The 13,363-nt window shown below is 67.0% G+C and carries 13 protein-coding genes; 10 read left to right on the top strand and 3 right to left on the bottom strand.

The window, feature by feature from the left end:
• Positions 1–118 precede the first annotated feature (118 nt).
• Positions 119–1,414, top strand: a complete 1,296-nt coding sequence (hcp, locus tag HF203_RS03020) for a hydroxylamine reductase (RefSeq protein WP_168666435.1) — start codon at positions 119–121, stop codon at positions 1,412–1,414.
• Between the two features lie 3 nt (positions 1,415–1,417).
• Here hcp and HF203_RS03025 read toward each other — a convergent pair whose 3' ends face one another.
• Entirely contained in the window at positions 1,418–2,116 is a 699-nt protein-coding gene (locus tag HF203_RS03025) for a Crp/Fnr family transcriptional regulator (RefSeq protein ID WP_343043868.1), read from the bottom strand.
• A 164-nt stretch (positions 2,117–2,280) separates the two neighbouring features.
• Here HF203_RS03025 and HF203_RS03030 point away from each other — a divergent pair, with 164 nt between their 5' ends.
• The 9 genes from HF203_RS03030 (at position 2,281) to HF203_RS03070 (ending at position 10,640) form a co-directional block, all read left to right on the top strand.
• Positions 2,281–2,667, top strand: coding sequence for a DUF805 domain-containing protein (locus HF203_RS03030; RefSeq protein ID WP_168666439.1), 387 nt, complete (start codon positions 2,281–2,283; stop codon positions 2,665–2,667).
• Between the two features lie 64 nt (positions 2,668–2,731).
• Positions 2,732–3,880, top strand: coding sequence for an efflux RND transporter periplasmic adaptor subunit (locus HF203_RS03035; protein ID WP_168666441.1), 1,149 nt, complete (start codon positions 2,732–2,734; stop codon positions 3,878–3,880).
• A complete protein-coding gene (locus HF203_RS03040; protein WP_168666443.1) occupies positions 3,877–4,542 on the top strand; it encodes an ABC transporter ATP-binding protein in 666 nt (221 codons plus the stop codon). The genes HF203_RS03035 and HF203_RS03040 overlap by 4 nt, the downstream gene beginning before the upstream one ends.
• A 70-nt stretch (positions 4,543–4,612) precedes the next feature.
• Positions 4,613–5,722: a GGDEF domain-containing protein gene (locus tag HF203_RS03045; protein WP_168666445.1), complete on the top strand. Its 1,110-nt coding sequence runs from the start codon at positions 4,613–4,615 to the stop codon at positions 5,720–5,722.
• Positions 5,722–6,927, top strand: a complete 1,206-nt coding sequence (locus HF203_RS03050) for an ABC transporter permease (protein WP_168666447.1) — start codon at positions 5,722–5,724, stop codon at positions 6,925–6,927. The genes HF203_RS03045 and HF203_RS03050 overlap by 1 nt, the downstream gene beginning before the upstream one ends.
• Positions 6,928–6,940: 13 nt before the next feature.
• Positions 6,941–8,137 carry an ABC transporter permease gene (locus tag HF203_RS03055; RefSeq protein ID WP_168666449.1) on the top strand — a complete coding sequence of 399 codons (1,197 nt, stop codon included), beginning with the start codon at positions 6,941–6,943 and terminating at the stop codon, positions 8,135–8,137.
• Positions 8,138–8,210: 73 nt separating this feature from the next.
• Positions 8,211–8,567: an Hpt domain-containing protein gene (locus HF203_RS03060; protein ID WP_210424597.1), complete on the top strand. Its 357-nt coding sequence runs from the start codon at positions 8,211–8,213 to the stop codon at positions 8,565–8,567.
• Positions 8,568–8,979: 412 nt separating this feature from the next.
• Positions 8,980–9,801, top strand: coding sequence for a glycine/sarcosine N-methyltransferase (locus tag HF203_RS03065; protein WP_168666451.1), 822 nt, complete (start codon positions 8,980–8,982; stop codon positions 9,799–9,801).
• Positions 9,798–10,640: an SAM-dependent methyltransferase gene (locus HF203_RS03070; protein ID WP_168666453.1), complete on the top strand. Its 843-nt coding sequence runs from the start codon at positions 9,798–9,800 to the stop codon at positions 10,638–10,640. The genes HF203_RS03065 and HF203_RS03070 overlap by 4 nt, the downstream gene beginning before the upstream one ends.
• Positions 10,641–10,753: 113 nt before the next feature.
• Here HF203_RS03070 and HF203_RS03075 read toward each other — a convergent pair whose 3' ends face one another.
• Positions 10,754–10,966: a cold-shock protein gene (locus HF203_RS03075; protein WP_168666527.1), complete on the bottom strand. Its 213-nt coding sequence runs from the start codon at positions 10,964–10,966 to the stop codon at positions 10,754–10,756.
• 1,014 nt (positions 10,967–11,980) lie between these two features.
• Positions 11,981–13,339, bottom strand: coding sequence for an EAL domain-containing protein (locus HF203_RS03080; RefSeq protein ID WP_168666455.1), 1,359 nt, complete (start codon positions 13,337–13,339; stop codon positions 11,981–11,983).
• Between the last annotated feature and the right edge of the window lie 24 nt (positions 13,340–13,363).

Raw genomic sequence — 13,363 nt, forward strand, 5'->3', positions numbered from 1 at the left:
CCTGCAGGGGCGGATTTGACCTCCATCAAGGGGTAATCGACGGGACCGGACGAGACTGCGCCCGCCCCCGCCGTCAGAGGTGCGGGACAGGCCCCGTCCACCCACAGGAGACCGCCCCATGTACTGCAACCAGTGTGAACAGACCTTCCGCAACAGCGCCTGTGTGAACTCGCCCGGCACCTGCGGCAAGGACGCCGACGTACAGTCGCTGCAAGAGACCCTGCTCTACGGCCTCAAGGGGATGGCCGCCTACGCCCATCACGCACGCCGCCTCGGCCACCACGACGAGACCGTCTCGGCGTTCATCGAAGAGGCGCTGTTCGTCACCATGACCAACGTCAACTTCGACCCCGAGGCGCTGCTCGATTACTGTCTGCGCTGCGGCGAGATGAACCTGCGGGTGATGGAGCTGCTCGACGCGGCCCATGTCGAGACCTTCGGCGCCCCCGCCCCGAGCCAGGTGCGCGAGGGCACCGAGGCCGGTCCCGGCATCCTCGTCACCGGCCACGACCTGCTCGATCTCTGGGAGCTGCTGTGCCAGGTCGAGGGCACCGCGATCCGCGTCTACACCCACGGCGAGATGCTCCCCGCGCACATGTACCCGAGGTTGCGCGATCATCCCAACCTGGCCGGTCACTACGGCGGCGCCTGGCAGGATCAGAAGCGCGAGTTCGCCGCCTTCTCCGGCCCGGTACTGGCCACCACCAACTGCGTGCTGATTCCGCCCGAGCAGTATCGCGACCGGCTCTACACCATCCGCGCCACCGGCGTCCCCAACGCCCGGCGTCTCCCCGATGGCGACTACTCGGCGCTGATCACCGCCGCTCAGACCTGCCCGCCCTGCCCCGAGGCGCCCGCCGGTGAGTCGACCATCGGCTTCCACCGCCAGGTGCTGCTCGATCAGGCACCGACCCTCGTCGAGGCGGTCAAGTCCGGCGCGATCAGCCACTTCTTCGTCATCGGCGGCTGCGACGGCGCCGAGAAGGGGCGCAACTACTTCACCGACTACGCCCGCGCCACCCCGCCGGACTCCTTCATCCTCACCCTCGGCTGCGGCAAGTACCGCATCCGCGACCACGACTACGGCGAGCACCTGGGGCTGCCGCGGCTACTCGACATGGGCCAGTGCAACGACGCCTATGGCGCCATCGCCGTCGCCGCCGCGCTGGCCGAGGCCTGCGAGTGCGGCATCAACGATCTGCCGCTGACCCTGGTGGTGAGCTGGTTCGAGCAGAAGGCGGTGGCGGTGCTGCTGAGCCTGCTGCACCTCGGCGTGCGCGGCATCACCCTCGGCCCCAACCCACCGGCCTTTATCACCCCCGGGGTGTTCGCGATCCTGCAGCAGCGCTACGACCTGCGTCTCACCGGCCAGGACCCCGAGGGCGATCTGGCGCGCGCGCTGGCCGCCGCCTGAGGCTCAGTCCGGCCCGAGCCCAGGCTCGAGGGCGGCGAGTTCGACCAGCCGGGGACGATCGAGCAGGGTGACATGACGCCCCTCGAGCGCGATCACCCCGGCGTCGACGAACTGACGCAGCGCCCGCGACAAGGTCTCGGGCTGGATCGACAGACGCGAGGCAAGCACCCCCTTGGGCACCTCCAGGCGCAGCGCGCGCCGCTCCGGCGGCAAGCGTTCGAGCAGATAGCGCGCCAGCCGACCGCTGGCGGTATGCAGGGTGAGATGGTCGATCTCGCCGATCAGCCCACGCAGCCGCTGACTCAGCGACCCGAGCAGCAGGAAGCAGGTGTCGACCGACTCGCGCAGCATGGCGGCGAAGTCGGCCGCGTCGATCGCGATCAGCTCGGTCGGCGTGAGCGCGCTGGCGCACACCGGATAGCTCGGGCGGTTGAGGAACATCAGCGCCTCGGCGAAGGTCTGTCCGGGGGAGACGATCTCGATGACCTTACGCGCACCATCGGGCGCGAGCCGGTAGAGTTGCATCTGCCCGGCGCACACCAGGAAGAAGCGCTCGGCCGCATCGCCCTGGAGAAACAGCGACTGCTCAGCGACCAGGGTGAGACGGGTGGTCCGCGCGGCGACCCGCTCGAGCTGCGTCGGCTCGAGCCGCGCGAGCAGGGGCGCGGCGCGCAATGACTCGATGACCTGGCGTTGCGACACTGTCCATCCCCAAGGTTTCGACCGTTCGTCGTGCATGCTAGCGCAGCCGGGCAGGCGACGCAGGCCGGGTATACTCTGGGGGACGCGCGCCGAGCGGCCGCACCCGTGGGGCGCACCGCCAGCCGATCGCGCCCCGAACGAGAACCCCGCAACGAGACCCAGACATGCTCACGATCTTCTTTGGCGACATCAAGCACGGTCGTCTCTCCCGCCTGGCCTATCTCGGCTGTCACGCCGCCCTGATCGCCCTGCTGGTGCTGGCCAGCTTCGGCCTCGCCAAGGGCCCTGAGGACTCGGCGCTGATCGCCGACATCAAGCTGGCCGTCCTGGTCGCCATCGCCGCCGTGCTGCTGATCGCCCAGGCCAATATCGCTGCCAAGCGCATCCGTGACGCCGGGCTGCCCGGCTGGTGGATACTGCTGTTGATCGCGCTGCTCAGTCTGACCATCGGGGCGCTGTTCGGTCACGAGCTGATCGCCGGTCTCGACCTGCTGCTGCTGCTACTGCTGCTGGTGCTGCCGACCGAGGCCTTCGGTAGGCGCGAGGCCTGAGCCACATGCCACGCCCGGCGACAGTGCCGTAACACGCCACGCCCAGTCCCGGAAGCCGCCACCGATGAAACGGCCACCGCCCACCCTCCTGCTCACCCTCGCGCTCGGCGGTGCGCTGCTGCTGTGGTGGTACGCCAGTCGCCCCGGACCACCCCGGGTCGAGCTGGTCGCGGTCAGCGAGGGCGGCATCGAGCGTCTCGTCGCCAACACCCGCGCCGGCACCGTCAAGGCCTGTCGGCGTGCCCGGCTCGCACCCAGCCTGGGCGGTCAGATCGCCCGACTGGAGGTCCACGAGGGCGACCGGGTGGGCGCCGGCGAGCTGTTGCTCGAACTCTGGAACCACGACCTCGCCGCCCGCGTCGAGCTCGCCGAGCGTGAGGCCGAGGCGGCCACGGCCCGCGCCCGCGCCACCTGTCTGCACGCCGAGCAGGCCGAGCGCGAGGCCGAGCGCCAGCGCCGGCTCGATACCCGCGCCATGACCTCGGAGGAGGCGCTCGACCGCGCCCTGACCGCCGCCCGCGCCGGCGCGGCCGAGTGCGAGGCGGCGCGCGCCAACGCCGAGGTCAGCCAGGCCCAGGTCGGGGTGGCCCGCGCCGAGCTGGAGCGGACCCGGCTCGTCGCCCCCTTCGCCGGGGTGGTCGCCGAGGTCTCGGGCGAACTCAATGAATATGTCACCCCGTCACCGCCGGGTATCCCCACGCCCCCCGCGATCGACCTCATCGACGACGCCTGCTACTACATTTCCGCCCCCATCGACGAGGTCGACGCTGCGCGCATCGCCCTCGGGCTGGAGGCGCGGATCACCCTCGATGCCTTCGGCGATCGGGTCTTCACCGGCGTGGTCCGACGGATTGCCCCCTATGTCCTTGATCAGGAGAAGCAGGCGCGCACCGTCGAGATCGAGGTGGTGATGACCGAACCGCCGACCGACGCGCCGCTGCTCGCCGGCTACAGCGCCGACGTGGAGATCGTGGTCGAGCGCCGCGAACAGGTCCTGCAACTGCCCACCGCGGCGATCCAGGCCGGCCTCACGCCGAGCGTACTACTGTTCGATCCGACCAGCGCTCGACTGCAGCGACGCGAGATCCGCACCGGGATCGAGAACTGGGAACGCACCGAGATCCGTTCCGGTCTCGCACCCGGCGACCGCGTGGTGCGCTCACTCGGCGGCGAGGAGGTGACCGACGGCGTCCGTATCGAGCCGGCACCATGATCGTGCTGCGTGGGATCAGTCGCAGCTTCCTTGTCGGCGAGCAACAGGTGCAGGCACTGCATGGGGTGGACCTGGATATCGACAGCGGCGCCTCTATCGCCATCATGGGGCCGTCGGGGTCGGGCAAGAGCACCCTGCTCAACATCCTCGGTCTGCTCGACCGCCCGGACCAGGGCCGCTATCGGCTCGACGACATCGAGACCACCGGCCTCGACGAGGAGGCACGCGCGGCGCTGCGCGGCAGCCGGATCGGCTTCGTCTTCCAGTCCTTCCACCTGATCCCGCGACTGAGCGCCGCGGAGAACGTCGAGCTGCCGCTGATGCTCGCCGGCGTCGCACCCGCCGCGCGCCGCGCGCGGGTTACCCAAGCGCTCGAGCGGCTGGGGCTGACGGAGCGCGCCGACCACCGCCCCGACCAGCTCTCCGGCGGCCAGCGCCAGCGCGTGGCGATCGCCCGCGCCACGGTGATGCGACCGGGGCTGCTGCTCGCCGACGAACCCACCGGCAACCTCGATCGACGCTCGGGCGAGGAGGTGATCGCCACCCTCGAGGCGCTCAACAAACAGGGCATGACCCTGGTGATCGTCACCCACGACCCAGCCGTCGGTGAACGCGCCGGACGACGTATCCTGATGGACGACGGTCACATCCGTTCCCCCTGAGTCGAGCACGAGGGCCGCAATCTATGGACGTCATCATCCCCAGACCTTCCGCTCTCCCCAGCAGCGCCCCATGCGCAAGACCACGACCACGGCCGAGCAGATGGTGATGGTCCGTCCGCTATCGGCACTCGTACTCCTGCTCGAGACCCCGCAGCCCTTCGCCCACGACCCGCTGTTGTTTCGGCGCGCGCAGCTGCTCAACTTCATCCTGCTGACACTGACTGCGGTGATGAGCGTCGCCGCACTGTTCAATCTCCTCGTCATCGGCGACGCGAGACTCGCCCTGATCGAGCTAGCGATGGTCACGGCCACACTGCTGGCGCTGTGGCGCTTTCGTCGTCACGCCAGCCTGCAGGGACCGGCGTGGCTGGCCTCGTCCACCGCCGGTGCGATGCTGCTATATCTGATCGTCCACACCCAGGGCGACACCAACCCCTATGTGCTGTTGTTGCTCTACCCGCTGTTCGTCTATCCGCTGCACGGCCTGCGTGCCGCCACCCTCGCCTATCTCCTCTTCGTCGCGGCAGTCCTCGCCATCTTCGTCTACGGCTGGGGGCGCTGGAGCATCAGCAACCCTGCCCAGACGCTGTTCAACATCACCATCGCGCTGCTCATCGGCGGCGGCATCATCTATTACTATGAGCACACCCGTGAGGCAGCACTCAACCGGGTACGCATCCTGTCGATGACCGATCCGCTCACCGGCATCTGGAACCGCACCATGTTCGACGAGATGTTCACCCACGAGATCGCCGTCAGCCGCCGACAGCAGCACTGTTTCTCACTGATCCTGCTCGACCTCGATCACTTCAAGCGGATCAATGATGAATACGGACACGACATCGGCGACGCGGTGCTGCGTGAGTTCGCACAACTACTCACCACCCGAACCCGGGCAAGCGACAGCTTGTCGCGCTGGGGCGGCGAGGAATTTGCGTTGATCTTACCCAACACGGACCTCAATCAGGCCGAGGTACTCGCCCGCACGCTGCTCAAGACGATCCGCGCCCACCACTACCCCCGCGCTGGACGAGTCACCGCCAGCATGGGCGTCGGAACCTTCTGCCCCAACAGCAATCGCGAGACATTCTTTCGCGCCATCGATCAGGCGCTCTATCGCGCCAAGCACCAGGGACGTGACGGCTATGCCCTGGCCACCACCGCAGCGGCATCCGATTGATGCGCCCCCGCGACACCCTCACCATGGCGCTGCGTGCGCTCGTCGCCCATCGTGCCCGCAGCGCGTTGACCCTGCTGGCCGTCGCCCTCGGCTGTGCCGCGGTGGTGACCCTGTCCGGGATCGGCGAGGGCGCGCGCCGCTTCGTGCTCGACGAGTTCAGCCAGCTCGGCACCCGGCTGCTGATCGTCGTCCCCGGGCGCAACGAGACCACCGGGGGCGCTCCACCACTACTCGGCGAGACCCCACGCGACCTCACCCTGGACGACGCCCTGGCGCTGCTGCGCGCCCCAGGGGTCGCGCGGGTCGCCCCGGTGGCGATGGGTGAGGCCCCGGTCTCGACCGGGGCGCTAGCGCGCGAGGTCGGCATCCTCGGCACCACCGCCGACTATCTCGCCATCCGCGAACTGGCACTGGCCGCCGGACGCTTCCTGCCTGCCGCGGCCCCCGAACGCGCAACGCCGGTGGCTGTGCTCGGCGCGACCCTGGCGCGCGAGTTGTTCGGCACCGCCAACCCGCTCGGCCGACGCATCCGGATCGCCGACCGTCGCTTCCGGGTGATCGGCGTGCTCGCCGGCAGCGGTGTGTCGCTGGGCACCGACATGGCCGATCTGGCGCTGATCCCGGTGGCCTCGGCGCAGGCGGTGTTCGACAATCCCGGGCTGTTTAGGGTGCTGGTCCAGGGGCGAGTCGGCGCCGACCTAGCGGTCACCGCCGAGCAGATTCGCGCCGTCGTCCGCGACCGCCACGAGGGCGAGGACGATGTCACCGTGATCACCCAGGACGCCTTGCTCGGCACCTTCGACCAGATCCTCTCGACGCTCACCCTGGCGGTGGCGGCGATCGCCGCGATCAGCCTGGTGGTCGCCGGGGTGTTGATCATGAACGTGATGCTGGTATCGGTCTCGCAGCGCAGCGCCGAGGTGGGGCTGCTCAAGGCGCTGGGGGCGAGCGCGGCCCAGGTGCGCGCACTCTTCCTCACCGAGGCCCTGATGCTCGGCGCGCTCGGCAGTCTCACCGGGCTGGGCTGCGGCCACGCCCTGCTCTGGGCGATCGACCGCCAGCTCGCCGGATTCACCCTCGCCGCGCCCCCTTGGGCGAGCCTGGCGGCGGTGCTCACCGCGCTGGGCAGCGCGCTGGTGTTCGGGCTGCTGCCGGCACGACGGGCCGCACGACTCGACCCGGTCGCGGCGCTCGATGGTCGTTGATGCGGAGGTGAGGATGCGCACCACGGACCTGATACGTTATGCCCTGGGCGCGGTCGGCGAGCGCCCCGGTCGCAGCCTGTTGACGGTGCTCGGGATCGCCATCGGGGTCGCCGCGGTGGTGCTGCTGACGGCGATCGGCGAGGGCGTGCACCGCTTCGTGCTCGCCGAGTTCAGCCAGTTCGGTACCAACCTGATCGCCGTCTCGCCGGGGCGCACCACCACCCTGGGGATGTCCGGGGCGCTGGTCTCCAACGTCCGACCTCTTAGCCTGGATGACGCCCGCGCGCTCGCGCGCCTCCCTGAGGTCGAGGCGGTGGTCCCCGTGGTCCAGGGCAATGTCGCCGTCGAGCACGCCGGGCGCAGCCGCCGCACCACGGTATTCGGCGCCGGTCCCGGGGTACCCGAGATCTGGTCGATGCGCCTGGCCAGCGGTCGCTTCCTCCCCGAGCGCGGCGCCAATCCGCCAGCCTTCGCGGTGCTGGGGGCGGAGCTGGCGGTGCAGTTGTTCGGCCAGCGCTCGCCGCTCGGCGCCCGTATCCGCGTCGGCGGTGAACCCTATCGGGTGATCGGGGTGATGGCGCGCAAGGGTCAGATGCTCGGCTTCGACCTCGATGACACTCTCTACATCCCTGCCGAGCGGGCGCTGGCACTGTTCGACCGCGACGGCCTGATGGAGATCGACCTGCTCTACGACCGCCACGCCGACAGCGCGATGGTGGCCGAACGGATACGCGCGCTGCTGATCCGCCGTCATGGCACCGAGGACTTCACCATCACCACCCAGGACCAGATGCTCGCGGTGCTCGGGTCGGTACTCGGCGCGCTGACTACGGTGGTCGGGGCACTCGGCGCGATCTCACTGCTGGTCGGCGGGATCGGCATCTTCACCATCATGACCATCGCCGTCGGCGAGCGTCGACGCGAGATCGGGCTGCTGCGCGCGCTCGGCGCCGGGCGCGAGCAGATCCGCTGGCTGTTCCTGCTCGAGGCGATGCTGCTGGCCCTGCTCGGCGGACTCGGCGGTCTCGGCGCCGGTGCCGTGTTGATCCTGGTCTCGGGACTCGTCGTACCAGGGGTGCCACTACAGCTGGCCTGGGACTTCGTGCTGCTTGCCGAGGTCGCCGCCGCCGTGCTCGGGCTGCTCGCCGGGGTGGCGCCGGCACTACGCGCAGCACGGCTCGACCCGGTACAGGCGCTGCACCAGCAATGACGATATGCCCCTGATTGGACGCCCCTGCGAACCCGGGTTAGAGTCGGCGCATCACCGCCGGAGGAGTGCGCGGATGCAGCCCCCCAGATCCGAACTGCCGATCCACGATGCCGCGGCAGCGCTCGCCAGCGTTGGCGGCGACCGCCCTCTGGCCGCTGAGCTGTTCACCGTGCTGCTCGCCGAGCTACCTGCCGAGCTCGAGGCATTACGGACCTGCTGCGCCGAAGCCGACTGGCCCGGGCTGGCCGACTACGTCCACCAGATGCGCATCGTCATCCGTCACTGCGGCGTACCGGCACTCGATGCCGAGCTGTCTGCACTCGAACGGGCCGCACGCATCGGAGATGCACAACGCGCCACAGCCACTCTCGCGGAGGTCGCAGCCCAGATCCAGCGCCTCGGCGTCATCATCGCCCCTAGCGCAAAATAACACGCAACGTACTCGCCCGTCTGAGTCGCCATCTGCCCTCGCCTTTGACCGACGCTCGGCGCGCACCGACCGACCACCAGGCCCACGCCACGCCCGGCGATCAAATCCACTGATAGACAAAGCAAAAATTTAAGGGGCTGCAACCCGCCAACCTAGTTGATTCGAGGGGGCATCCCTGTAGGATAAAAACCTCTTCCGGTCGGTGCCTACCGACCACCATCCGGCGGCATCCGACCGTCACATCCGTACGCGTTCGCGCAGCATCTCGCGGGCAGGCCCCGCCTATCACGGCACAGACCAGTGCCGATCGAAGACTAATCGTGTATTGCCAGTATCGGCGATACCTGTCACGACGGCCGCCAGCCTCGCGCCGTACGCGTGCCGTCATCACCCGGCCCCAAGGAGCGCAGCCATGTACAACCCCACGCATACGCACCAGGACTATGGCAACGACCCACTTGCGGTCAGACACACCGATCACTACCAGGCCGAATACATCCAGTCCTTCGTCGAGAAGTGGGATCAGCTCATCGACTGGGACGGGCGCGCCCAGAGCGAGGGCGACTTCTTCGTCCGGATGCTGCGCGAGCACGGGGCGCGCAAGGTCCTCGACGTCGCCACCGGCACCGGGTTCCACTCGGTCCGTTTGCTCAAGGAGGGCTTCGAGGTCACCAGCGCCGATGGCAACCCCAACATGCTGGCCAAGGCCTTCGCCAACGCCCGCAGCCACGGCAAGCTGCTGCGCACCGTCCAGGCCGACTGGCGCTGGCTCAATCAGGACGTCCACGACTACTACGACGCGGCCATCTGCCTCGGCAACTCCTTCACCCATCTGTTCGACGAGCGTGACCGCCGCAAGGCGCTCGCCGAGTTCTATGCCACGCTACGTCACGACGGCATCCTCATCATCGACCAGCGCAACTACGACGCCCTGCTCGATCACCAGGTCGAGCCCAGCCACAACTTCTACTACTGTGGCGACAACGTCCGCGCCACCCCCGAGCACGTCGACGACTCGCTCGCCCGCTTCCGCTACGAGTTCCCCGGCGATCACGTCTTCCATCTCAACATGTTCCCGCTGCGCAAGGACTACCTGCGTCGGCTGCTGCACGAGGTCGGCTTCCAGCGGGTAACGACCTACGGGGACTTCAAGGAGACCTATCGCGAGGACCAGCCCGACTTCTTCATCCACGTCGCCGAGAAACACTATCGCCAGGAGGACGAGCACGCATGAGTACGCCCTACTCCGAGGTCGTCGAGACCGCCCGCAACTATTACAACAGCGAGGATGCCGACAACTTCTACTTCCATATCTGGGGCGGCGAAGACATCCATATCGGCCTCTACCGACACGCCGACGAGGCGATCGCCACGGCCAGCCGCCGTACCATCGAACGCATGGCCGGGATCGCCGCCCCCATCACCCCGCAGACCCGGGTGCTCGATATCGGTTCGGGATTTGGCGGCGCAGCACGCTACCTCGCCGCCAGCTTCGGCTGCACGGTGACCTGTCTGAATCTCAGCGAAAAGGAGAACGCACGCAATCGCGCGATGAATCGCGACCAGGGACTCGACGGCCGCATCGCGGTACGTGACGGCAGTTTCGAATCGATCCCGCTCGGCGATGCCAGCGTCGATCTGGTGTGGTCGCAGGACGCCATCCTGCATAGCGGCGAGCGTGACCGGGTGGTCACCGAGGTCGCGCGGGTGTTGCGCCCGGGCGGGCACTTCGTCTTCACCGACCCGATGCAGGCCGATGACTGTCCATCCGGGGTGCTACAGCCGGTGCTCGAGCGCATCCATCTCAGCACCCTGGGCTCGTTCGCCTTCTATCGTCAGGCCGCGGCACGCCATGGGCTCGAGGAGGTCGAGATCGTCGATCTCACCGATCAGCTTCCGGTGCACTATGCCCGGGTCGGCGCAGTACTGGAGGCCTCTCGTGAACAGCTCGCCGGCAAGGTATCGACGGACTACGTGACACGCATGAAGACCGGACTCGAGCACTGGGTCGAGGCCGGGCGCGCCGGGTATCTGAGCTGGGGGATTATGCACTTTCGCAAGCGCGCCGACTGAGTCAGCGCCAACCGCTGCGCGCGCATGGTCATGAGTGCTAGGCGGATCGGGTGGCAAGCACCCGATCCGCGTCCTGACCCACTCGGCCCAACGGGGCCAGGTGGGAGCAGGAATTAGGCCGGGGTGACGTTCTCGGCCTGCGGACCCTTGGGGCCCTGGGTGACCTGCATCATCACCTGCTGGCCCTCGAGCAGGGTCTTGCGGCCAGCGCCATTGATCGCGCTGTAATGCACGAAGACGTCCTTGCCGCCTTCACGTGCAATGAAACCGTAGCCCTTCTCGTCGTTGAACCACTTCACCGTCCCGGAAACCATTTCGCCTGGCATATCAACCTCATCACAATATAAAGCACCGGCATTGATCTCGCCGGTATTGCTAAAAAACCCGCCATCCGCAAGCAATACGGCAGCGGCTTCGTCACCATGCCACAACATGGCGAAGAATCGAACGGGGCCATAAGGCACCCGCAAAATCGGTCACGACACAGGGTGTCGCACCACATCCGTTATCGACCGCAGTCGATGAACGAGACCAGGCTTCCGCTTGGTACACCGATCAGCGAACCCCGCCAGCAGGGTCTTGAGGATCGGTTTACCACCACGGGCACGAACACGATGTCACCACGTGGGGATGACCATGGCAGTCGTGACCGGGGGGAAGGGGCATCGTCCTGCTCGAGCACCGACAGAGTCGTCGCAACCCGCCCTTCCGGGCGACAGCAACCTCCTCAGCGACCTCGAGACCAGTGGCCCCATGCGATTGATCGAGCGGTATTGGTTCCGGGCGGGACGACCACGCAGCGCCGACAAACTGGCGACACGGGGGCGGCTGATCGAGCACTCGCGACAAGGTCGACGGCTCGGCAGCGGACTCCGATTCCATGGGGTCCCGCACAACTATCCTTCCATCAAGCACACGCATCCGGCGTATTCGTTCTCAACGGTGATGCATCCTGCACCACCAATGCTTCGACGTCATTATGCGATGCTCTTTCACCAGTGTAAACCGGAGATAGTGATCGCATCATGATCCACCCGTCTTTGTGTTCTTCATTGCCGTACCCATCAACACATGACGACAATCGAGATCGATCGTCGTCAATGTCATTGTCCCGACACGATCTTCGGATACACCTTTCCTGCGCCACACAGCCCGATGGGCATGTGTATCCAGACAACGTCTATGAGCGAGGTTGGGGGTGATCGGCGGAGATACCGCAGGGGGGAGAGATGCGACGGAAACGACCTTCAGTAAAACGGGATGGAAATCCTGATACGGGCTAGTGTACCCCTGAATCCCGTCCTTGGCGACGAAAATCTGCGTCTGCCGCATCTGTCACCTCAGGTGTCGATGAAGCTCGACTCGGATTCGATGCGCTGAACCGCCGGGTACATCAGGTCCTGGTAGGGCATGCTGACGAAATGTCCCTGGATGGCATCGACCCCGGCGGTGAACAGCATCGGCAGCAGCCGCGCGCTTTCAACGGCCAGCGCGATCACCCGGATGTCGCGCGCGTGGGCACAACGGACGAGATGATCGAGCGCGCGCTGATCGATCCCGCCCTCGACCAGACCTCGGGTGATCTTGCGGTTGAGCTTGATATGGGTCATCAGCCCCCCGTGGCGCTCGAGGAAACGACAGTCACCGACCCCGGGGTCCTCAAGGAGGAGGCCATGACCACCGAGACGCAGCAACTCGGCAAGCTGTTCGACCCCCTCGGGTTCACGCATGAAGGCATCGCGATGCAGCTCGACGACGATCGATCCGGGCGAAATCCGCGCCGCTGCGGTGAACCCCCCGATGGCCTTGATCAAGGCACTCGAGCGCAGCGTCTCGCTGGCGAGGTTGACAAACAGCATGGCATTGGTGCGACCGGCCCGTTGCAGCTCCTCAAGGATGGTCAGCGCGCGCCGGTAGATCCATAGGTCGATCTTACCCATCCAGCCGGCCTGGACGATGGTCGGCAGGAAGTCACCGGGCAGCATCAGCTCGCCGGACTCGTCCTTGAGCCGAACCAGGGCCTCGAATTGGCTGCGCGGCTGGTCCGGAGCCTTGAGCGGCACGATCGGCTGGAATTCTAGGGTTAGTCCACCATCGTCGATCAACGACTTGATACGCAGTTGATCCGGGGGCAGCCCGGCCTCGTGCACCGTGGTCTCGGCAACGAACTCGGTCTGCGGTTCGGACTCCTCCGCTCGCCCCTTGCTCAGGTCGGTGATGGTGGGGATGACCATCCCGCGCCCGTCATCGCGACGTCGCTCGCGCGGGGTGGCCTCGGCCACCATCGCCCCTGACTGCTCAAGCTGGCGCAACCGACGGCGCAATACGGCATTGCTGAGTTCACGCTCGCAGACCATTAGCAGATGATCGGTATCGCCGACCATCACCACGTCGGCCGCCCCCCAGCGATACCCCTCGGCCGGCGAGAGCTGACTATCACGCGGCTTGACTAGGACCATCGAGGCATCGAGGCCGTCACCGATCGATTCGAGACGTTCGTCGAAGGCCAGATCGAAGAAGCAGCCAGCCTCGCAAAGCACGAGATCCCAGCGCCCCGGTTCGCGCAGGGCCTGGTCGAGCGCATCCTGGCTACTGATCGCAGTCAGGGCGACCTTGATACCTCGACGATTGAGCAGGGCGGGGATACGGAGTTTGACGGGTTCCGGGTCAACACACAGGATGTGCTTTTCTTCGATCATCCGAGGTCCAGTGAATACGGGTTG

This window comes from Marichromatium bheemlicum (assembly GCF_012276755.1).
GTDB classification, from domain to species: Bacteria; Pseudomonadota; Gammaproteobacteria; order Chromatiales; family Chromatiaceae; genus Marichromatium; species Marichromatium bheemlicum.

What these genes read in the sequence shown, in the direction of transcription:
- hcp (WP_168666435.1), top strand. Translation starts at nt 119, where the DNA reads ATGTACTGCAACCAGTGTGAACAGACCTTCCGCAACAGCGCCTGTGTG.
- HF203_RS03030 (WP_168666439.1), top strand. Translation starts at nt 2,281, where the DNA reads ATGCTCACGATCTTCTTTGGCGACATCAAGCACGGTCGTCTCTCCCGC.
- HF203_RS03035 (WP_168666441.1), top strand. Translation starts at nt 2,732, where the DNA reads ATGAAACGGCCACCGCCCACCCTCCTGCTCACCCTCGCGCTCGGCGGT.
- HF203_RS03040 (WP_168666443.1), top strand. Translation starts at nt 3,877, where the DNA reads ATGATCGTGCTGCGTGGGATCAGTCGCAGCTTCCTTGTCGGCGAGCAA.
- HF203_RS03045 (WP_168666445.1), top strand. Translation starts at nt 4,613, where the DNA reads ATGCGCAAGACCACGACCACGGCCGAGCAGATGGTGATGGTCCGTCCG.
- HF203_RS03050 (WP_168666447.1), top strand. Translation starts at nt 5,722, where the DNA reads ATGCGCCCCCGCGACACCCTCACCATGGCGCTGCGTGCGCTCGTCGCC.
- HF203_RS03055 (WP_168666449.1), top strand. Translation starts at nt 6,941, where the DNA reads ATGCGCACCACGGACCTGATACGTTATGCCCTGGGCGCGGTCGGCGAG.
- HF203_RS03060 (WP_210424597.1), top strand. Translation starts at nt 8,211, where the DNA reads ATGCAGCCCCCCAGATCCGAACTGCCGATCCACGATGCCGCGGCAGCG.
- HF203_RS03065 (WP_168666451.1), top strand. Translation starts at nt 8,980, where the DNA reads ATGTACAACCCCACGCATACGCACCAGGACTATGGCAACGACCCACTT.
- HF203_RS03070 (WP_168666453.1), top strand. Translation starts at nt 9,798, where the DNA reads ATGAGTACGCCCTACTCCGAGGTCGTCGAGACCGCCCGCAACTATTAC.
- HF203_RS03075 (WP_168666527.1), bottom strand. Translation starts at nt 10,966, where the DNA reads ATGCCAGGCGAAATGGTTTCCGGGACGGTGAAGTGGTTCAACGACGAG.
- HF203_RS03080 (WP_168666455.1), bottom strand. Translation starts at nt 13,339, where the DNA reads ATGATCGAAGAAAAGCACATCCTGTGTGTTGACCCGGAACCCGTCAAA.